The 22,583-nt window shown below is 41.2% G+C and carries 15 protein-coding genes; 7 read left to right on the top strand and 8 right to left on the bottom strand.

All coding sequences use genetic code 11. From position 1 onward, the window contains the following. Positions 1-417 (bottom strand): hypothetical protein, encoded by a 417-nt coding sequence (locus tag LVD17_RS08175; RefSeq protein WP_233766019.1) that lies wholly within the window; start codon positions 415-417, stop codon positions 1-3. 92 nt (positions 418-509) lie between these two features. Here LVD17_RS08175 and LVD17_RS08170 point away from each other — a divergent pair, with 92 nt between their 5' ends. The 3 genes from LVD17_RS08170 (at position 510) to LVD17_RS08160 (ending at position 4,280) form a co-directional block, all read left to right on the top strand. Beyond that, complete coding sequence (locus LVD17_RS08170; RefSeq protein WP_233766017.1) at positions 510-848, top strand: tRNA-binding protein; 339 nt, start codon at positions 510-512, stop codon at positions 846-848. Position 849: 1 nt separating this feature from the next. Then, entirely contained in the window at positions 850-1,719 is an 870-nt protein-coding gene (locus LVD17_RS08165) for a GNAT family N-acetyltransferase (protein WP_233766016.1), read from the top strand. Between the two features lie 128 nt (positions 1,720-1,847). Continuing rightward, positions 1,848-4,280 (top strand): bifunctional UDP-N-acetylmuramoyl-tripeptide:D-alanyl-D-alanine ligase/alanine racemase, encoded by a 2,433-nt coding sequence (locus LVD17_RS08160; protein WP_233766015.1) that lies wholly within the window; start codon positions 1,848-1,850, stop codon positions 4,278-4,280. 348 nt (positions 4,281-4,628) lie between these two features. Here LVD17_RS08160 and LVD17_RS08155 read toward each other — a convergent pair whose 3' ends face one another. From LVD17_RS08155 to LVD17_RS08125, 7 genes are all read right to left on the bottom strand, one after another. Further along, positions 4,629-4,934: a hypothetical protein gene (locus tag LVD17_RS08155; protein WP_233766013.1), complete on the bottom strand. Its 306-nt coding sequence runs from the start codon at positions 4,932-4,934 to the stop codon at positions 4,629-4,631. Between the two features lie 513 nt (positions 4,935-5,447). Next, a complete protein-coding gene (locus tag LVD17_RS08150; protein WP_233766012.1) occupies positions 5,448-8,216 on the bottom strand; it encodes a CHAT domain-containing protein in 2,769 nt (922 codons plus the stop codon). A 471-nt stretch (positions 8,217-8,687) separates the two neighbouring features. Then, on the bottom strand, positions 8,688-11,060 hold the full coding sequence (locus tag LVD17_RS08145) for an ABC transporter permease (protein WP_233766011.1): 2,373 nt from the start codon (positions 11,058-11,060) through the stop codon (positions 8,688-8,690). A 186-nt stretch (positions 11,061-11,246) separates the two neighbouring features. After that, positions 11,247-13,628, bottom strand: a complete 2,382-nt coding sequence (locus tag LVD17_RS08140; RefSeq protein WP_233766010.1) for an ABC transporter permease — start codon at positions 13,626-13,628, stop codon at positions 11,247-11,249. A 10-nt stretch (positions 13,629-13,638) separates the two neighbouring features. Beyond that, complete coding sequence (locus LVD17_RS08135) at positions 13,639-16,065, bottom strand: ABC transporter permease (protein WP_233766009.1); 2,427 nt, start codon at positions 16,063-16,065, stop codon at positions 13,639-13,641. Positions 16,066-16,212: 147 nt separating this feature from the next. Next, positions 16,213-16,911: a LytR/AlgR family response regulator transcription factor gene (locus LVD17_RS08130; protein WP_233766008.1), complete on the bottom strand. Its 699-nt coding sequence runs from the start codon at positions 16,909-16,911 to the stop codon at positions 16,213-16,215. Beyond that, positions 16,908-18,119: a sensor histidine kinase gene (locus LVD17_RS08125; protein WP_233766007.1), complete on the bottom strand. Its 1,212-nt coding sequence runs from the start codon at positions 18,117-18,119 to the stop codon at positions 16,908-16,910. Before LVD17_RS08125 ends, LVD17_RS08130 begins: the two co-directional genes overlap by 4 nt. A gap of 221 nt (positions 18,120-18,340) precedes the next feature. On the opposite strand from LVD17_RS08125, the gene LVD17_RS08120 reads away from it, so the two are divergent. The 4 genes from LVD17_RS08120 to bamG all read left to right on the top strand — a co-directional run bounded on the left by LVD17_RS08120 (position 18,341) and on the right by bamG (position 22,581). Further along, complete coding sequence (locus tag LVD17_RS08120) at positions 18,341-18,853, top strand: hypothetical protein (RefSeq protein ID WP_233766006.1); 513 nt, start codon at positions 18,341-18,343, stop codon at positions 18,851-18,853. 186 nt (positions 18,854-19,039) lie between these two features. Continuing rightward, positions 19,040-20,371: a DUF4270 family protein gene (locus tag LVD17_RS08115; RefSeq protein WP_233766005.1), complete on the top strand. Its 1,332-nt coding sequence runs from the start codon at positions 19,040-19,042 to the stop codon at positions 20,369-20,371. Next, positions 20,364-21,353 (top strand): Kelch repeat-containing protein, encoded by a 990-nt coding sequence (locus LVD17_RS08110; RefSeq protein ID WP_233766004.1) that lies wholly within the window; start codon positions 20,364-20,366, stop codon positions 21,351-21,353. The genes LVD17_RS08115 and LVD17_RS08110 overlap by 8 nt, the downstream gene beginning before the upstream one ends. Continuing rightward, a complete protein-coding gene (gene bamG / locus LVD17_RS08105; protein WP_233766003.1) occupies positions 21,346-22,581 on the top strand; it encodes a BamG family beta-barrel-assembly machinery protein in 1,236 nt (411 codons plus the stop codon). The genes LVD17_RS08110 and bamG overlap by 8 nt, the downstream gene beginning before the upstream one ends. The last annotated feature ends 2 nt before the right edge of the window (positions 22,582-22,583 follow it).

Raw genomic sequence — 22,583 nt, 5'->3', positions numbered from 1 at the left:
TTATTCGTCTATTACCTCAGAAAATTTGAATCTCTGAATGATGTAGTGTAGAAAATTAAAAGAAAGTACGGAGTCCGGATCTTCCTCTTCGTTATTGCCGGTGGTCGGGGAGGTTGTTGTTTGTCGAACTTGCACCTGAACGTTGGCAGCGGCAGCAGGTTTTTGTTTGTTACTCTCTTCAGGTTTCTCCTGAGTATCGCTTTTATTCTTATCTCTGCTGTAGGTACTCTTCAGGCCAGGCTGTGTATAAGAGTTTTCAGTGCCCGGAGAGCTTGGTGCTTCAGGCTTCTCCTGAATATTATCTCCACCTCCCTCATGGAACATAAAGCTTCCCTCCTGTGCTGCCAATGGATTTACGATGCACGCACTAACTAGTAAGAGGATGGATGCGATGTATTTGACTGACCTATCTCTCATGATTTTTCAAGGTGTACTAATATACGTATTAATTTTCAAAAGGTTACAATCCTTCTTGGTACGACTCGTTGAAATATTATATTTGTACAATTATGGATCAGATTAACTGGAACGATTTTGATAAAGTTCAACTCCGTGTTGGGAGGATTGTTAAGGTAGAAGATTTTCCAGAAGCCAGAAAGCCAGCCTATAAGGTTTGGGTAGATTTTGGCGAAGATATTGGTATAAAAAAATCTAGCGCTCAAATTACTCATCACTATACCAAAGAAATGCTTCACAACAAGCAGGTAGTTTGTGTCGTTAATTTTCCAGAAAAGCAGATAGGACCTTTTCTATCTCAAATTCTGATTACAGGTTTTGCGGATGAAAACGGTCATATTCTTTTGGCTGTTCCGGATCATGAGGTTCCGAATGGCGCCAAACTTCACTAGGATGAGTAAACTACAAATCAGAAGTTTGAGGCCGGTCGATTTGACCGATATGTACATTACTTTTCTGGACTCGTTTTCTGATTATAAAGTGCCGTTCAGGTTGACCAAAGAGCAGTTTGTTAGAAAATTTGTTGAGAAGCTCAAAATAGATTTTGCCCTTTCCGCTGGTGCCTGTGAAGATAATTCATTAGTCGGCTTTGTATTTACCGCTGTTAATTACTATGAAGGAAAACTTACGGCATATAACGGAGGAACTGGTGTACGTCCGGCCAACAGAGGTAAAAAGCTTACCGTCAGGATGTATGACTTTTTGATTCCACTTTTTCAGGAAAGAAAGATAAAACAGTGTGTTTTGGAAGTTCTGACAGAGAATGACCGCGCTATAAAAGCATACAGAAGTATCGGCTTTCGGGAAACCAAATATTTCCGGTGCTTCAAGTTTGACTCAAAAAACTTAAAAGTAAAACCTCCAAAAGTAAACCTGGAAATATTCGGCGTGAAGCACCCAAGTTGGGATGTTTACGAACGCTTCGCCAATCAGGCCCCTTCTTTTCTGGATTCATCGCTAATGATCAATGATAACTTAGCCAGTGAGACTATTGTGGAGGCTTACTCTGAGGGTAAATGTGTAGGCTATGCTATTTACCAGCCTGCTTTTGGCAGAATAAGCCAAATTGGCGTTGCAACGGAAGTAAGAGGTAAGGGTGTTGGCTCCAGCCTGGTGAAGTACATTCAGAAAACCAGCAAGCAGAAAATCCTGACCGTGATCAATATCCAGAGAGAAGCCACAAATACCATTAACTTCTTCCAGAGCCTTGGGTTTAAAAACCAGTTAAACCAATATGAAATGATCATGCCGCTGGAAAGCTGAGCTTTATCACTCATAATTTTGTCACAAGCTTTGATATAGTTCCAACCGCTGAATATCCAATAAACATGTATCTTAGGCACATCCGCTGACGTGTCGGATGTTTTCATTAAAAAGCTCCTTTTCTAGCCATGATTGACTTTAACAGCCTTGCCGGGATTACTGCCGGAGAAATTGTTTTATCCGAATACTCCGGGGAAATCAAGTACCTCATTACCGATAGCCGTAAATCTTTTTTTGCCAGTGGCGGGATATTTTTTGCCATTAGTGGTGAAAGGCATGACGGTCACAATTACATTAAATCACTCTATGATAAGGGCGTTCGTCAGTTTGTAGTGGAAAAGGATTTAGAAGGGTTCCATCTACCAGATAGTAACTTGTTGAAAGTCAGCAGCAGCCTAATGGCTTTGCAGGCTGTGGCGAAAGCTCATCGTGAGCAATTCAATGTAGAGGTGGTGGGTATAACCGGGAGCAATGGAAAGACCATTGTTAAGGAATGGCTTTTTCAGCTAATCGTACCTTATAAAAGAGCGGTAAAAAATCCTCATAGTTACAATTCTCAAATTGGAGTACCACTTTCGGTATGGCAGCTTAATGAACAACATGAGGTTGGGATTTTTGAGGCAGGTATTTCTGAGCCGGACGAAATGGAGAAACTGGAGGCTATTATTCAGCCTACCGTTGGAATATTTACTAACATAGGTTCGGCCCACGATGCGGGATTTAACTCCAGAAAGCAGAAAATACAGGAGAAAGCCCGGCTATTTCAGCATACAGAACGTGTGGTATATTGTAAGGATCATGAAGAGATAGATCAATACCTTGCCGGGAAAGGTTTTAGCTGGGGGCATCATGTTGACAGTGACGTGAGGATAATGGATGTTCTCCACAATGAACGAGAGACCGTTGCGAACATCAGGTTTGGCTCTGATCATGTTTTCAAAATCCCGTTTATTGATAAGGCTTCAATAGAAAACTGCCTGCATTGTATTACATACATGCTTTTCAAAGGCTATGATTCCTTATCCATCCAGGAAGGTATCAGCAAGCTTCATAAAGTGCACATGAGGCTTGAGTTTAAAAAAGCTATCCACAACAGTTATGTAATAGATGATGTTTACAACAATGATCTTGCGGGTTTGCAGATAGCGCTTGATTTCTTATCGCATCAAAAACAGCACGAGAGCAAATCAGTGATCATTTCCGATATACTTCAATCTGTAGCAGATCAGGAAAAATTGTATACTCAGGTTAACGAATTGCTAAAAACGGCCAACGTAACCAAAATTATAGGTATAGGTCCTGCATTGTCACGCTTTAAAAAGTTGTTTGACATGGAGGCTTACTTTTATGAAACAACGGCGGACTTTCTTAAGCAGCACGACTTTACTTCTTTCAGGGATGAGATTATCCTCGTTAAAGGTGCTCGAACTTTTGCCTTTGAAAGAATTGTAAGGACCCTTGAAGAAAAAATCCATGGTACACAATTGGAAATCAACCTTGATGCACTAACCAATAATCTCAATTTCTACCGGTCTCGAATGAAGCCGGAGACCAGGCTGATGGTGATGGTGAAAGCATTTGCCTATGGAAGTGGTAGCCTTGAGGTAGCCAATCTTTTACAATTCCACAGGGTGGATTATCTGGGTGTGGCCTATGCTGATGAAGGGGTTATCTTGAGAAAAAATGGAATATATCTTCCTATCATGGTAATGAACCCCAGCGAAGATAGCTTTGAAAAGCTTTATCAGTATCAACTGGAGCCTGAGGTGTACAACTTCAATATTTTCAGACAGCTTATCTCTTTCCTGGGAAACCGGTCCATGAAAGTGCACCTAAAGTTGGACACCGGCATGCACCGGCTTGGCTTTGAGGAAGGTGATATAGATCAATTGATTGGTTTATTACAAAAGTATCCGAACCTTGAAGTAAAGAGCATATTCAGTCATTTGGCTGGCTCAGATGAGGCAACGCATAACACTTTCTCAAAAGAGCAGGCGGCAAAGTTTGAAAGGCTCTCTGGCAGGATAATACAGAACCTGTACAAAAGGCCACTAAGACATTTGGTAAACTCCCCTGGCATTGTTCGTTTTCCCGAATTCCATTATGATATGGTAAGGCTTGGCATAGGCTTATATGGTCTTGAGGCAAATAAACTGGAACAACACCGTCTTCGGCCGATTAGCAGGTTGAAAACGATTATCTCTCAAATCAAACATATTAAAGAGGGAGAAACAGTAGGCTACAGCCGAAAAGGCCTGGCTAAGGAGGACATGCAAATTGCCACTATTGCTATTGGTTATGCCGATGGCTTCAGCCGGGCATTTAGCAACGGCGTCGGTGAAGTCTGGCTGCATGGCAAAAAAGCGCCGGTCATAGGAAACGTCTGCATGGACATGACCATGATCGACATCACAGGCATAGATGCGTCAGAAGGAGATGAGGTTGAAGTTTTCGGAGAACACCTGACAATCATGGAAGCAGCCTCAAAGATCAATACCATACCATACGAAATACTTACCAATGTTAGTCAGCGAGTGAAGCGGGTTTATTATGTGGAATAATGTAGCTAATCTTCATTGAGATTAGTATACGAATTATTATAATACAATTTATCCATTCATATAATAACGAATTTTAAAAAATCGGTTCTAATAACGAAAAAGGCACTTTTAGAATTTTTGAACAGCCTTTCCTGTTTTCCCGATCCATTAAATGACCAGGAAAGTGCCGGTGAAATTATTCATGGTGAATTGCAATGACCGACACTGAAAAAGAATTCTTTGACATGTTCATATTGAATATTGATGGTACGAGGAAGATGAATATATCGCATGATCTACCTGATTTGGATATGCTAGTATGTAGCAGAAAAAACTAATCACTACTTGTTAAATTGGGATTGAACGGATTCAATTATCAGGATAATTAACAGGGTCTTTAATCAACATTAAGCTAATGGCTTTTCTGTAATGTTTTAGTCTCTCAACCTGACCTTTTAATGAATAGTACATCAGCATAAATTCACGCTCATGAGCTGTTAGAAAATTGGCTTCATTCATAATTTCTGTAAGGCCCTTTTCATAGATGAGATTAGAAAACTCAATATGACGCTTTTCATAATTATCAACGAGATCTGCTGTATCTTCAATAAGAACGTCCAAACCTTTTAAAAGTTGATTATACCTTTTTCGGGATTCAGCCCAGGAAGCTCCCATATAATGTTGGTTTTAAGTATTTAAGTACAGGTATACTTTTCGATAGTATCGTTCAACTGCAGAAGTAAACATTTTGTATTTGCCTAATCATGGCAGTCTAAGATCCAATTAAAAATTATATCACCTCATATCAAATCACCGGGTCAAACATTTGATTAAACTGCTATACTTTGCACAATAATAGTCTGATTATTGGGCACAAAACAGTTTAAGGCTTCCCCAATAGTACTCTTGTAAGAACTCTATGGGCAATGCGTCAAATATGTCAAATAGGTAATAATATGACAACATCAGACATTCGGGAGCAAACTTATCTTTGTAACATGTGTCTTTATTTAGAATATATATTGCCTGATTGTTAATATATAGGTAAAAGCTTACTTCACAGCACAATGAGATTACCTGCGCCTTTCTAAAAATTATCCAGTTTTTGAGATTTTGATCTTAGAAAAATATTATAGCGAGCTTTTGAGTTAGTCCATTTCATAAAAAATGCCTGAAACAATGGTTTGATCATTTCTTAAACAAATGAAGGTTTGCTTTTTTTTGTCCTATTCTGTTCACTGATACCCATAAAACCACCGCAAAAAAGGAAATAACAATTATAAAATAAACCCAGTTGTTCAACATATTATTTTCTATCTCTATGGGTGAGGTATCGCCCATTACCACAAAGCTTCCCCAATAAAACGGTGCGCTTTTATGTATACCTGCGGATTTCAGGTAATTTAACTTCGCCTTGCGTAGTGCCCCACTTTTCGTCATGCCTTGTTTTATATATTTATAAAAATCATACATAACAGAAGGCGCAACTTCATCGGGAACACCCCAATTGCTAATTAATAAACTACTAACACCAGCATACTGAAAGGCTCTGCCGAGACTCATTAATCCTTCTCCCTTTTCGAGCTTTCCATAGCCCGTATTGCAGGCGCTAAGCACAGCCAGTTCAGAATTCAGATTCATGTTATAAATCTCGTAAATGTTGAGATGGCCGTCTTCCGTAGTATCATTATCACTCTGAGAAAATTTTAGACTGGAAAATAATGGATCTCTATCGCTTACCTCTCCATGAAGAGCAAGGTGTAATATGGAATAATGCTGACTTTCCCTCTTGAAATTGGCCTCGGAAGCTAAGCTGCCGAAGTAATACTTTCCCGGCAGTAGTTTTGAAATGCTACGTATTTCTTCTCTGGTTCCTGGCAGATCATGTTTGAAGTCCCTAAGAACTAAAAAGTCCATGGATGACGTAGCTATGGAATCACTACTATATGAAAAGGCCAGACATTTATTCTTTACTTTAACTTTGGGTAGATCTTCATCCATAAAGAGATAATTAGCTGAATTAGCATAGCTGATTACATAATCATTGATAAGATAGTCTAATTCATAAAAGGGCCTTCCGGTTCCCCTGTTTTTTACTAACAGATCAAAGTTTAAATACCATAATATCCCATCGGGAACTATTATAATATGATCATTCTTATTAAGATAAGGTTCAAGAGGCTCAAATAACTTCTGGTATAAATCGTACGCTATATCCTGATATTGCTGGTATTGTCTAGATAGTACAGACGCCCTCAAGCCTTCTACCCATCGGTCAAGTTCATCTGGTTTCTTCATCTCAATAATTTGCGAGTCACTATTTGTAATCAAAAGAACGTATACAGACTCATCTGTCAGCACATATTCTACAACTACATCATGGTTCAATCTTTCCTGTATTTCCTGTAGGGTGAGCACATCATTCTTATATTTTAAATTATAATACTTAGGAAATAAAACTTCCAACTTTTTTAGAAACTTTTCATGGGCTCTTTCTACATCGAATAATCGCTCTTCATATTCAATTCGGCTACTGTCGTTATCCAGGTTTGTATTTATTTTAGACAGGTAGTATGTGATTTTTCCTTTTAATGCCTCCTCGTAGGCTAAAACTGAATCGGGGAGATAACTATACTGCAGTGCATTTTGTAACAAGATGGACCTATACAGCAGGTTTGATTTAGCTTTTTCTGCAAACATAAAAGCCATCTTTTTATATTTGCTGTTACCAAATATATCATACAATTTTTTTGATACCCTCACTCCTCCATTATAAACTTTTACCGTAGCCTGATTATAATTTAATATATCTTTAGTGTTTTGGTAATTATTTCGAAAGTTGTCAATAATAGAATCGCAAATTTGATACTCATACGCAGCTTTAATCAAATACTTTTGTTCGTTTAAGTCATTGAATAAGTTTTCGTGAATTAGGGCCTTTTCTTGCATGAGTAAAAGCCCTAAGGAAGTATTACCTAATGAGGCCGCTGTAGGATCTTTATACTCAGTCTCAGCAGATTGATTTACGCAGACTTTTATAGCTTGCTCATAAGACTCTAAACTTTCAAAGAATTGACCTGTTTTGGCAAGGTAACTTGCTATATCACGGTAAAGACTGGCCTTCACTTCAGCATGTGCCCCCTCCACCTTGATAGCATCTTTAAAGTATTTTTCTGCCTGCACATAGTTATTCATTGCTAAATAGCACTCTGTCAATGACTTAAAGGCAGATAGCCTGGCCATGTTATTTTTCTCCTGAATAGTCCTAGTACATACTAAAGCTTTTTGGTAATAATGTTCCGCAGAATCATACTGACAAAGTTCATAGTAACATTTTCCTAGATAAATATATGTCCCTGACAGCTTAGGGTGAATGTTTTCGTAAATTCTGACCAGTATTCTTTCTGCCTGCTTTGCATATAATAAGGCTTCTTTATAATTACCTGAAAAGAATTCAATCCTAAATAAAACATGAATAGTTGCAGCCATGTTTGAATGATCATTCCCATACACCATACGGCACAGGTCTCGAGCCTTTTTAGCATAATTTCGTGCTGCATCAAGAGATCTAATATAGATCAGGGATTCTGCCATAGTTTTATATCCTATATATTCGGATAATTCATCCCCTTCTTTTGTGGCTAGATCAAAGCATTTCTTAGCATATTTTAAATTAAGAGAAGCATTACCTATTGAATGCTGCATCCGAGCCATGTTTAGGTAGGCAACTACATTATTTTTATCTAAGCCAATACTTTTATTGATTTGAATAACTTTTTGGTAACAGTATTCAGCAGAATCAAATTGCTCAATGTTCTTATAAATCAGTCCGAGGTTGGTATAAATAGATGAAAACACTTTTTGATCATCCATTTTATATTTTTGCCCAATTCTTAATGCTTTATATAAATGTTTTAATGCTTTTGAAGGTTGCCATTCTATATTAAAAGCAATCATCCCCTGGTAGAAACTACATTTAAATAGCCCCTTTTTATCGTTGAGCTTATTTGAGAGTTCCTGCATTTTATCCAGGCATTGGTACATATCAGCATTTCTGTTAGTGGAGAAATTCTTTATTACCAGTTGATCTAAAATCTTAAGCTTTACTGTATCATGTGCATTTGGAAACTCCCGATTAAGACTGTCTATTTCTTTTATATATCCCTTTTGTCCATAAAGAGAACAGGTGCATTGCGCAATACAGAGGATGAAGAGAATTGCTTTCATTTAAGAATAGAATTATTCTTGGGGAACACAAATTTGATACTGAAAAACTACTTTTCATAGTAGTTTATGTAAAAAGGTGGAAAATATAGTTGCATAAAACCGTTTCAGAGTATGGTGAAAAATTGACTGCTAATTAGCCATTTATGAAAGATGATAGTTTGGTCATATTTAACCAATGTAGGCATCTCTGTAAAAGCGGGTCTATTCTTCTTTCAACACATCAACCGGATTGGCCAGTGCGGCTTTTACTGACTGGAACACTACCGAAGCCAATGCGATTACCAAAGCAACCAGAAGAGTCAAAACAAATATTCCTATACCTAAGGGCGCTTTGTAAGCAAACTGATCCAGCCACTTTTCTGAAAAGTACCAGGCTACAGGCCAGGCAACAAGGTTGGCCATTAATATAAGCAGCAGGTAATCCTTAACCAGCAGCCCGATTATGCTCTTAATTGTAGCTCCCAACGCCTTTCTGATACCAATCTCTTTCAGCCGTTGGTTAGCAGTAAACGTGGCCAGGCCGAAGATGCCAAGACAGGAAATAAAGATTACAATCCCGGAAAACGTGGCAAACAGCTTTCCTTGCAACTGCTCCGTCTTGTAAAGTCTGCTGAAATTCTCGTCCTGAAATGTATATTCCAACGGGTAGGTAGAAGAGTGGTCATTCCAGACGTTTTCAATATGCGCTATTGCATCATTGATATCACCCTCCAGCTTAACCGCTACCATTCTGCCGTTGTCGACATTACTGATCATGAGAGGTTCAATTTTTGCCTTAAGTGATGAGAAATTATAATCTTTAACCACTCCGATGATTGTCTTAGGAACGGAATCAAAAGAGATGGAAATCTCTCTTCCCAAGACCGCCTCGTTGGTCAGGCCTATTTCCCTGACTGCGCGTTCGTTAAGCACTACAGTCTGATCATGATCTGCCGCATGGTCTTTAATAAAACTTCGCCCTGCCACTATTTCCAGTCCAAAGCTTTCGAAATAACCGGCATCGGCAAATAGTGTACGGAAACGAGGTTGGGTTTCGATGCCTTTTATAGTGGCAGTCATGGTATCGTGAAAGCCACCCGGAATACCTGTTCCGCTACCGATAGCCACTACTGAGGGATGCTCTTGCAATCTATTTTTCAAAGCTTCACTCTTTTCGCGTATTTCAGCATGGTTTAGTGGAAATGTCAATACCTGCTCTCTATCAAAACCAAGGTCTTTTTCCTCAATAAACTTCATCTGCTTGCCAACCAGAAGGGTCAGGATAATAAGAAATACGGATGTGGAAAACTGAAGGACCACCAGCACTTTCCTAAAGCTTATTCCTTTGCCTCCGCCCCTTAATTTTCCCTTCAATACCTCAACCGGCTTATACCCGGAAAGGACAAAGGCCGGGTAGATTCCTGATAGCAGGCCTGTAATAACAATGATCAGCCCCAGACCGGGGATGAGTACCGGCAGTTTGTGGGCCAGGGAAAGTTCGAGACCGAATGCCTGATTAAAAAAAGGAAGAAACAGCTCCAGGGCCATAAAGGCAATAACAACCGAAGTCCCGGATATCAGAAAAGCCTCTCCAAGAAACTGGATAATCAATTTACTTCTTGATGAGCCCAACGTTTTTCTCACACCAACCTCTCTGGCCCGTAGTGCAGACTTGGCAGTCGCCAGGTTCATAAAATTAATGCAGGCAATCAGAAATATGAATACTCCAACCGCACTGAAGGTGATAACACTGCTTTTGCTGCCATGAAGCACCTGATCGTAGCGTACATCCTGCTCGAAGTAAACTTCGGATAGTGGCTGCAAAGTCAGATCAATCCGATTGGTCGTTTTTTTAAAGTCTTCACCAAAGTACTTGGTCATAAAATCCGGCAATTGTGCTTCAAGGGTCTGCTCCATTGCAGGGTCTTTTAAAAGCACATAGGTGATCATGCTGTTGCTCCACCAATGGCTAAAAAAGGACTCATTTCTCAGGAGGGCGAGGTTAGCCACAAAGTCAAAATCAAGATGTGTCCTGGCCGGTAAATCTTTAAACACCCCTGTTACAGTCAGGTCATATTCATTACCCACCCGAAATGTTTTATTCATTGGGTTCTCATCTCCAAAATACTTTTGCGCGATTGACTTAGTGATCAATACCCCATTGGGTTTACTCATAGCTGTATTGGGGTCTCCTAAGGCCAGTGGAAAGGTGAAAACCTCTAAAAAATTGGAGTCGGCAAGTATAAATTTCGGTTCCAGAAAAGTTTTATCCTCGTACTGTACGAGGCCATCGCTATAAAACAACCGGACAGTCTGCTCCACTTCATGTGCAAAGTCTGTCTCAAGTGCATCGGCAAATGGTGCAGCCGTAACTCCAATGAAGTATTTTTCTCCATTGATATTGCCGATACGCAGTAAACGGAAGATTCTGTCAGCCTTTGAGTGAAAGTTATCATAGCTGACCTGGTCATCTACATATAGATAGATAACCATACACACGGAGATACCGAGAGTAAGTCCTGCAATATTGATCAGGCTAAAAACCTTTTGCTTCCAAAGGCTTCTAAAAGATATTTTAAAAAAGTTTTTCAACATGCTCTCTGTATTTAGATGAATTACCTCATGACCATTGGCTGGTGATTCGGAACAACTACGCTACTCCAATCCGTATGCCACCAACCAAATATTATTGATTATCAAATGATTAGCGCTTTCCATTCAAATAAATCAGGTCTTTCTGTTCCTTTTTGAAACACCTATGTTCCGCCATGAAACACCAGCCTACTCACATTTAAGCACCTCTGCCGGATTTGTGTGTATAGCACGTATGAGCTGAGTACCTATTATCGATAAGGTAACAAGCAGAGCTACTGCACCAGCTCCAAGAAATGTTGCTATGTTCAAGTCGATTTTATACGCAAAACCCTGCAGCCATTCATGAAGCAGGTAGTAGCCTAACGGAGCTGCCATTAGCCAGGCCAGTAAGATCAGAAGAAGGAAATCGCCGGTCAGGTTACGAAGTAAATGAGCCGGTGAGGCACCAAGAACCTTCCTTATGCCCAGTTCTTTCTCCCTTTGCTGGGTAGTGTATGTAACTAACCCCAGCAGGCCAAGGCATGAAACCACTATTGCGAGGCCACTAAAATAATTGCTGACTTTGCTTAAGCGTTCTTCAAATGCATACTGTGCATCTATTTCCTGATCCAGAAAATGGTACTCAAAGGGTATATCAGGATTGTATTTTTTTGCCACCTTCTGTATATCCTCAATAGCGGCAGAAGGGTCATTCCCCGCTATCTTGATCAGTACTACTCCGAAGAGCTGCATGGTCATGCTCTGGAAATCTTTTAAGACATAAAACAACTGTGGCTGGACCGGTTGATGCAGGGATTTGAAATTTACATCAGGAATAACGCCAATAATCTCTCCTTCACGGCCTCGCGTTGAAACTTCCGTGCCCACCGGCTCCTTCAATTCCATCATTTCGACGGCACTTTGGTTAACTATGAAAGCACGATCTGCATCAGTAGCATGCTCTGCAGAAAAATTCCTGCCATCGCTAAATTTGACTCCCATGGTTTCCATGAAATTATAATCCACGGCTATAGTTTCAACAGAATAATTCAAATCCGATTCTTTACCCGGCCAGGTGATGTAATTGGTGTTAATAGATACCATAGGTAATGATTCCCTGGCGGTGACATCAGCAATGTGAGGGCTTTGAAGAAGCTCCTGTCTTACCATTTCATATTTACTGGTAATATTTCCCTGAGCTGGTATGTAAATTGTGTTTTCTTTGCTAAAACCAAGCTGCTTGTTTTGAAGAAAATAGAGTTGTTTAAAAATTACCGTTGAACCGATGATCAATAGCATGGAAACAGTAAACTGAATGACTACAAGCCCCTTCCTAAACAGCCGGCTATGACCTTCTTTGACAGGGGCACCCTTAAGCACAGAGGTGGTTTTAAATGAAGAAAGCAGCAGGGCAGGGTAAATTCCCGATATGATCCCCGTTAGAAATACCATTACGGCCAGCCCACCCAGGAACCTCCAATTGCCATAGTCGATGTCAATGTTTTTTTGTACAAGCTGATTAAAGGCCGGCAGGAAAATCTCAACCAGGAGCATTGACACCAGAAAGGAGATGAATGCCATACCCAGGGACTCGGAGAAAAACTGGATGATCAAACTCTTGCGACTGGCTCCCAGTGATTTCCTTACCCCAACTTCCCGGGCTCTTTTTCCAGCCCTCGCAGTGGACAGGTTTATAAAATTAATACAGGCTATGGCAAGAATGGCCAAGGCTACTATCGAGAAAATATTTACGTACTGCCGATTACCCTGTTTTGCCACTGAAGAAGAAACCTTAGGGTCAAGGTATATATCCTCTAGTGGCTGTAAATATATTTCATGAACCTCCTCCCGGGATGCCGGGGTATTGTTAAAAAGAAGCGCCGTTAACTTTTTGTTTACGGCTTCAATATCGGCTCCCGGCTTAAGCTGTAAATAAGTATTGTGAACGAAATTAGTCCAGCTATACCCTCCCGGCCAATACCGCTGCAGGTCGTTATGGGAATAGATGAAATTAAATTGCAGGTGTGAGTTATCAGGAAAATCCGCCACCACACCCGTAACTATATTATCAGTCCTGTTATTCCAGGTCAGCACTTTGTTGATCGGGTTTTCGCTTCCAAAATATTTTCTGGCTATGGTCTCCGAAATGACCATAGAACCTGATGGCTCCAGCCAATTGGAAGCACCTCCTTTAATGGCGGGAAAATCAAACATTTGAAAAAATGCCGGGTCAACATAAGCGATTTTGTTTTCATAGAAGCTTTTATCGCCGTATGTATAGAATGACTGATCGCTGCTTGAGTGTAAACGTGCCACGAGCTCAACTTCAGGAATAGATGTTTTTATGGCCTCTGCCAATTTACCCGGAGTACTTGCACTCTTCTCCCCCGTTTTCTTCCAAACAGTATTGACCCTGTAAATATCTCCGGCATTTTTATGAAATCCGTCAAAGCTTACCTCGTGGTTAACCCAAAGCATGATCAGGATGAATACAGCCATGCCCACTGATAGGCCCAGAGAATTGATTATTGCAAAAAAATGCTGGCGGCGCGTTATACGGAGTAATATTTTGAGATAGTTGTAGATCATAGTATCGTTTTTACTCCTCCTTTAAAGCATCTACAGGGTTGCTGTAGGCCGTTTTGACCGTGAGGTAAGAAACTGTTACCAGAGCCACCAGTACCAGTATTACAGCTGAAATTGCAAAATCAAAAAAGGAAATCCCGATACGGTAGGTGAAGTTTTCGAGCCAGTTATCCATAATAGCCCAGGCTACCGGGATAGCGATGATGATAGACAAAGCGATCAGCACCGAGAAATCCCTCACCAACAGGGTAAGGATCCTGAATACTGATGCCCCCATAACTTTGCGTATCCCCACTTCTTTTATTCTTTGCGAATAACTCAATGAGGCTATACCAAAAAGGCCAAAGCAAGCTATGAGAATAGCGATTACAGAGAAGCCCCCAAAAACATTGGCTGTTTTCTTCTCACCCTCGTAAAGCAAACCCATATCATCGGCCAGTATGGAGTATTCAAACTCAAACCTGTTCTCAAATTTTTTCCATGTTTGTTCCACAGCAGCAATAGTTTCTGCAAAATCTTCTCCCTGAACCTTTATCAACATATCATTATAGGCAGGTGCCAGATAAAAAAGCAGAGGCCTGATGGGTTCATGCAGGGAGCCATAATTGAAATCTTTAACCACACCAACGACTGTGCCCTTTAAGGGCTCTCGTCTGTTATTGTCAGTGTACCAGGTTATCTCTTTGCCAACCGGGTCTGCCAGGTTGATGCTTTTGGCAGCAGTTTCATTAATAACAAATGCATTGGAATCTGTGGGAAAATCTCTGGAGAAGCCTCTGCCGGCCGCAAACTCTATACTCATCGTTTCAAAAAAGCTGTAGTCTATATAGGTTTCTGATGCGGATACCCTGCTTTGAGGGTCATCCGTCCTGGAGATAGAGTTTTGGTTAAACTGTCTTCCTGGTACATTAGAAGTTGCCGACACGGATGTAATCCCCTTTATCTTACTCAACTCTGTCCTCATAGACTCCAGCTTCTCACTCAGATCCTCGTTCTTCAAAGGGATCACGATTACCTTGTCGTTGTCAAAGCCCAGGTCTTTGTTATGAATAAACTGTAGCTGATTATAGATGATCAGGCTACCGCTGAGTAAGGCCATGGAAATAATGAACTGAAACACAATGAGCATCTTTCTGAATCCGGCTCCTTTGGGTTTGAGCCTTCCAACACCTTTCAAGCTTACCACCGGGTTCATGGAAGAAAGAAAGAGTGAAGGGTACAATGCAGCTACAAGACCTGTTATAATCGTACCTCCAACCAAAATGAGTATTAACTCCGGGTTTTGGAGGTAGTTTATCCTTAATGATTTATGGGTAATAACATTAAAGAATGGCAGGCATACTTCTGCTAAAAGGCCGGTAACGAGCATGGCGAAGATAGCAGTGAGCAGCGACTCGCCTAAAAACTGCAGGCTTACCTGGGATTTATAAGCACCTAAAGATTTTCTGATCCCAATCTCCCGTGCCCTTTCGGTAGAACGAGCTGTAGTCAGGTTCATGAAGTTTATGCAGGCAATGACCAGGATCAGCAGGGCTGCCGCCGACATGATATAGACATACTCTTTGTTACCATTTGCTTCCAGTTCCCAGCGGATCCGGGAACCAAGATGGATATCTGTCAGCCTTTGGAGTTTAAAATGCATGCCGTTCTGCATGGCCATTTGCATTTCCTCTTCGGGTACGTCCACATATTTCATGGCCCACTGCATCAATTGGCTTTCCAGCTTATCAGGATCACTTCCCGGTTTCAGCCGGATATAATTGTAGTGCCCAAAATCGGCCCAGGTGTAGTAAGGACTATCCCGCCCCTCTAATGCTTTCATAGTTACATATGATATTAAAGCATCAAAATGAAAATGCGAGTTTTGAGGCACATCTTTAAAAACACCCTCAACCATGAGCAAGGTACGGTCATCGTTAATTGCCAATTCTTTTCCGACCGGGTCTTCATCGCCAAAATACTTCCTGGCACGGGTTTCTGAGAGTAAAATACCGCCTACATTTCGCAGTACTTCCTGTTTATTCCCTTTCAATAATTCAAATGAAAACACCTCAAAAAAGGTACTGTCTACAGATAGAATGCCTTTTTCATCATGGGTGATATCCTTCTCGGGATTGCGGACGGAAAATGTCTGTTTGGTAAGTCCGGCACCCCATAGGGGAGACAATGACGTGGCAGCCTCCACCTCCGGAAAGTCCTTTACAAGCGCCAGGGCCATCGGGTGCGGTGTCCGTGTTTGCGGATTATTGGAAAACCATGCTATCCGGTAAATATCATCGGCATGTTTGTGAAATTTATCGTAACTGAGCTCATCCTTTACATAAACTACGATGAGCAACACACAAGCCATACCGAAGGACAGGCCAAAAATGTTGATCACAGAGTAAACCTTCTGCTTTAATAAATTTCTAAGGGCAATTTTAAAGTAGTTCCTGAGCATTGTGAGTTAAATTAGTGAAAATTCTCACATATTGGCATACCCAAGAATGTGCCATGAGGGCAGAACGCTGATTTTGGACAAATTACATAGAAACCATTCTGTTGTGTGTTCCGATACGAAACATTTTATTGTTCCGTATCGGAACATTTATGTAAACAAGCGCTCCATAATATCGTTTCTGTACAGCTTCCCGATAGGCACATAGGTGCTATTGCTTAACTGAATCTGATTACCGTAGATGGACTTTACCTTAGCCTTATTTACAATATATGATTTATGTATGCGGATGAAATTGCCTGAAGGCAGTATATCTTCCAGTCTTTTTAACGATTCCAGGGTTATAAGCTTCTCACCGTCAAGGTGGAACCGGACATATTCTTTCAGGCCCTCAATGTATTGAATATCAGCTACACTGACCCTATGTATCCTATGGTCAGCCTTTACACTGATCACCTGTTCCATAACTGTTGAAGTACCTTTTTGTTCGAGCTTAAGAAGGTCGCAGGCTTTGTTAACTGCCTGTAAAAAGCGTTCGAATTTAATAGGTTTAAGCAAGTAGTCCACTACATCCAGGTCATAGCCCTGTAAAGCATAGTTCTGATAAGCTGTTGTAAAAATTACTTTCGGGCGTTTCGGCATCGACTTTAGAAATTCTATGCCACTCAACTCCGGCATTTGGATATCCAGCAAGATAATGTCCACCTGCCGGGTGTTCATGAAAGCTATGGCTTCAATAGGATTACTAAAAACACCGGCAAGTTTGAGCTGAGGCATCTTGCTTACATAATCCTCCAGCAGCACCCGGGCGGGGTGTTCATCATCAACAATAATACATGAGGCGTTCATAGGATAACTATTAATTTAACAGTAAAAGAATCCCGGTTTTCTTCAACAGTGAGGTCGTGCTTTTCGGGATATAGCAGCCGAAGCCTCTTTTCAACATTCTCAAGGCCAATCCCTGCGGTATTATCTTTGGTAAATTCTGTTACAGGCTTACTATTGCTAACTTCAAAAAGCACACTGGCCTTCCCAAAAGTGGTGAGGTTAATGCTAACCCAGCCGTCCGGGTGATCAATATTGCTGTGCTTAAAGCTGTTTTCAATAAAAGGGATCAACAACATAGGCTCAATGAGCAGTTCCGGGTTATGGATATCGATATGAATGTTGATGTTGGCCTTATTATCAGTCTTTAGCCTTTGGAAATCAATGTAGTTGTTGATGTAAGCTATTTCTTTATCCAAGGTAACTTTCGACTCATTGGTTTCATAAAGTACGTAACGCAGCATTTCCGATAACTTCATAACCATGTCGGGCGCCATCTTTTGATTTCGGTAGCTAAGGGAGTAAATATTATTTAAAGCATTGAATAGAAAATGGGGGTTTATCTGTGACTTCAGAAGCTTTAGTTCTGTATCAAGGTTTTCACTTTTAAGCGTCATTTCCATCTGTTCACGCTTCTGCGCCTGTTTGGTGACCCAGTAGGTGGTACTTATAAAGAGAATAGCAATGGAAGACAGTATATCCATGAGTAATGGTGGATTAAAGCGAATAGCGGCACGTGTAAATCCAGTATCTCCAAATGACTTAATAAAAAGTCCTGGTACGGGACGTGTTTGACTTCCTATAAACGGAGGCTCTGTCTTACTCATAATGAGACTATCTGTAAAGGGCCATGTTCGTACGGCACTATCTGCAAACATCCCCTTTTCCAATTGATAGGCAGGATAAGGCCTTTCAAAAATATCCCTTATAAAAGCAAAACGGTCTATAGGTTCAAAAAAGGCAAAGAGTTCTCTCACGAAATAAAGAAAGACCAGCACCAGTATGATTGAAAAAGAATAAGCCATGTACTTGTTCTTCTCCATTAGCCTTGGCAACAGAAAGTACACATTGAGGTAAAAAGCCAGGGCATGCAAAGTCAGTATCCGAAGATCGAACCAGAGGCTGTGGTTATAATCTCCGCGAAATGATGATATCAAATTGAAAATTATAAACCCATAAGTCAGCCAGGCAAGCAAATGGATACCAATGGTCTTATAGTTAATTTTATTCATTTCCGAAATCTAACGAAATAGTGCCTCAGCATATTTTATTTTCAACGAACGTCAGGAATAAATCGACGAAGGTCAGTCAAATTAGCCACTAAAGCCCCATGAATTGTCTTTTACTCTAAAACCACTGCGCTCATTTCATTGAAGATTCCCAACGGTTGGTTGAAAAAAATTTACACACCCGATCCATTCTATCAGCTTTGTAAATAAAAACATCAATACCCATGAAAGCACTTGTTGTTAAAATCGCCTGGCTATATGGCAGCCTTTTGTGTTCACCGGGTCAAACAGTGGCTGACCCTCACCCTGATAATAAATTAGCGCATAATTCTATGGTTGTCAGATATTATGAATCAAGAGTAATCCCAGTCATTATTACAGCCCGGCAAGCCTTCGATAACGAATTGTCTGAGGATGAGAAAAAAACGATACGGGATGCCCAGGTGTATTTGAAACAACTAATGGAAAAGGAGCAGGTTGAGCTACAGAGTGACAAACTGATCACAAGATCACTGGTTGACCAGCTAAGAGGTATATTAAATGGTCATAAAAAACGCCTGGACGAGATACAGGGACAACTTGCTCCCGAATGCAAACAGTGGAAGGATGATATCCGGGAGATCGTAGCATCATCAGCACCTGATAAAGGGCCGTCGTATTCCACCGCAATTTCTCCGGTGCACTTCCTCCTTTTAAATTCTAATGACTTGCTCAGATCATATTTTATTGGACAATAATGCCTATGAAAACCGATCCTGTTCTGCAAACCCTGACCCTGATCCTGCTGCTGGTAGTCATCATTGTAGTGGTCGTAAACGTCTAGCCGGACTGTAGGTATAGATTTTAGGAACATTCATTGATCGAAGTGCTCCCTTGGTTGAATATTTTTTTGTCTCAGAAGCGCAATGCACATCTTCGGGGTCATGAAAAAGATTGAGGCCAACCGGATTTTATTGCTTTTACTCCTCGGTTGCAGCATGATAAGCTGCAATGACGAAGACTTTACCACTGGAGCACAGTTTTTCAATGATGTTTCATTTGAACTGGCTACATGGGATTCCCTGACCATGAAGCTTTCAACGGTTAAATTTGACAGTTCAATAACTTCTTCACCCGAAGGCCTGGTTGTCGGACGGACGTCCAACACCTATTTTGGGAAAGTAAATGCCGCGGCCTACCTACAGCTCACCCCCGATTCTTCCGCATACCAGCTCGATGAAAAGGAAGTAAGATATGACTCTATCACCCTCGTGCTAGAGTATAACAATTATTTTCTAAACGATACGACCAAGAGCTTTACGCTGATCGTTGACGAGCTCTATGAAGAAATAGAGCTTAACAGTGAAACCGGCAACCTGTATAATACAAGCCGCTTTTATACCCAAAGGGACATTTATGGTGACACCGCGATGCTGGGACAAAAAACTGTATCTCCCAGACCTCATACCGGGAGCTCAATCGAAATCAGGCTATCAGATACTTTGGGGCTAAAGTTATTTGAAGAAACTTTCGACAGCGACAACCTGTATTCCTATCCGGCAGATTTTCTTGATTTCTTTAAGGGTATAAAAATTAGTGCTACAGAAGATGCAGAAGCAGTTATAGGTTTTGCTGTATCACCAGTAGTTAAGATCTACTACACTGATAATTCCACTATACCCTCAGAGCAAAAATACCTGGCTCTAACCAATCAAAGCTCCGGAGAAGTATACTTCAATAGCTTTGAAGCCGACTATACAGGCACTGCCCTGGAGAATATCACTTCCGACGATGAGGGGTTAGCGTCATCATTAACTGGTGAAACTGCCTATATGCAATCTGGCGCAGGTATCGCCATAAGGATAGAACTTCCATATTTGAAAAAGATCATAGAAGACAATCCCGACCTGCTTTTGAATAATGCCGAAATACGGCTAAGACCCATCAGAGATCAATATGCATCGGAGCAATTGCTGCCTCAAACTCTGACGATGTATTATGTAAATAACAAAAACACCAGTATCAGTTCAACTTCATATACTCTGGAACTAACACTAGACGACGAGTATGACCTTGATACCTATTACAGTGCAGATATCACAGAATTTGTAACCTACCAGCTTTCTCTGACTGAAAATAATGAAAACGCTTTGTTGATCACTTCAACCGAGTCCGGCTTTAGCAGCAGCCTGGATTATATCGTACTCGGTGACCAGCAAAATGAAGACTATAAAGCTCAAATTAATTTAAACTTAATACGATTGAAAAATGATTAAATACATTCGAATTCTGGCTTTTTTAAGCTTGGGACTGGCAGTAGCCGGTTGTGCAGATGATGATGACGATGATGATACCGTGGAAGACGGCAATTGGGTAAAAAGAAGCTCTTTTGAAGGTGTAGCACGGTCCGGAGCCGTAGCTTTTGTAGCCGGAAGCAAAGCCTATGTGGGCCTTGGGTACGATGGTGATGACTACCTTACCGATTTCTGGTCGTACGACCCGGAGCAAAATTTCTGGCAGCGAGTGGCCGATTTTCCCGGGGCAGGACGTACCGGGGCAGTAGCATTCTCCATTGGCAATACGGGATACGTGGGCACAGGCTATGATGGTACTGATGAGCTCAGGGATTTTTGGAAATACGATGCAGAATCTAACGAATGGGTGCAGATCGAAGACTTTGCAGGGTCAGCACGGATCAGGGCTATCGCTTTCACTGCCAATGCAAAAGGCTATGTGGGCACAGGCTTTGACGGTAACTACCTGAAAGACATCTGGGAATACGATCCTGCTACTGCTGCCTGGCAACAGGTAGTGAGTGTGAAGGGGGAAAAACGCGAAAGCGCTGTCAGCCTAATGATAGAAGACCGTGTGTTTGTGGGCACAGGTTTGAATAATGGGATATACCAAACGGACTTTTGGGAGTTTGACGCAGCCAATGTCGACTGGACCTCCAAAGAAATTTTAACTGAAGATGATGATTATACCATTATAAGGGCATCTGCAGTGGCCTTTTCCATAGGAGAATTCGGATACATAACTACCGGAATTGCCAGCTCCAACATTAACACTACCTGGGAGTATGACCCTATACTGGATGTATGGACAGAAAAAACGTCATTTGAAGGGTCTGCAAGGCAAGGTGCTGTGGCTTTCACAGTAAACGGCAGAGGCTATGTGGCTTTGGGACAAAACAGCAGTTCCCGATTTGATGACCTTTGGGAATTTAAACCTTTGGAAGAATACGATGAAGATGACTGATTTCAAATTGAATGTAGTGGTGGCTATACTTATGGGTGTAACCACCTCTTCTCTGGCTCAAAATAAGGCAGGCTCTGCCTACTCCATGTTCGGGCTGGGAGAGCTACAAAACAAAGCCACTATCCAAAACCAGGGAATGGGCTTTACATCTATAGGCCTTAACAGCCCATACTGGGCTAATAGCATAAACCCGGCAGCCAATACGGAGGTTGGCGGATATTATACCCATATGTTTGACTTTGGCATCTATTATAACCAAACCACCTACACCACATCGGAATCAAGTGAAAAACTGTCCGATGGCGGTTTATCGCAAATGAGCTATTGGTTCAGGTTTAACAACAAATGGACAGGCATAGTGGGTATTGCTCCCTTCAGTAAAGTAGGGTATAGTATCCAAAAAAATAATGTAGTCAGCTCGCAGGGAAATCTCTATAATGTAAAATATTCAGGATCGGGAGGCCTTAATGAGATCTATTTCGGTCAAGGTTATGAGGTATTGCCTAATTTCACGTTGGGGGCTAACCTTAGGTTTATTACCGGCAGCATCCTTCACCAGGAAGGGGCAGTTAGCACAGGTTCGCAAGAGTCTTTCCTGGTATCGCAAAGAACTTACCTGCATAAATTAAACCTTGACTTTAGTTTAAATTACAAGATTCGAAGAGAAAAATTCGCCATAAACATTGGTGCCATTTACGATGATAAAACCAGTCTTAATGGCAACGCCACCACCGAACTTTCTGATATTGACGAAGAAACCATTTACGAGGAGATTGATCAGAATAATGATTACACACTGCCTCAGAAAGCAGGCTTGGGTATTTCATTGGTGAGCAACAAGTTTATGCTGGCAGCAGATGTGGAGTTTAATGAATGGAGCAATGTTGAAATGAGCGATGTTGACAAACTTAATGACACCTGGAGGTATGCGTTCGGGTTTGAGTTTACACCAAACCGGCAAGGTTTGTTATATGCTTCTAATATAAGCTACCGCCTGGGTTATTATATCGAAAATTCATATCTCGATATTGATGATACGTCATTCGACAAATGGGGCATCACCGCCGGACTGGGCCTGCCGTTGAAAACCCATGGGGCCATCAATATTTCGTATCATCGAAAATTTAACGGCACCACAAGCAACAGCCTCATCTATGAAACTACCAACGAGATTAACCTGGGCATCTCCATCAGGGACTTGTGGTTTGCCAGGAAGAAAATAAAATAACA

Source organism: Fulvivirga ulvae (genome assembly GCF_021389975.1).
GTDB lineage: Bacteria > Bacteroidota > Bacteroidia > Cytophagales > Cyclobacteriaceae > Fulvivirga > Fulvivirga ulvae.
This window is presented reverse-complemented; position numbering and strand designations above follow the sequence as displayed.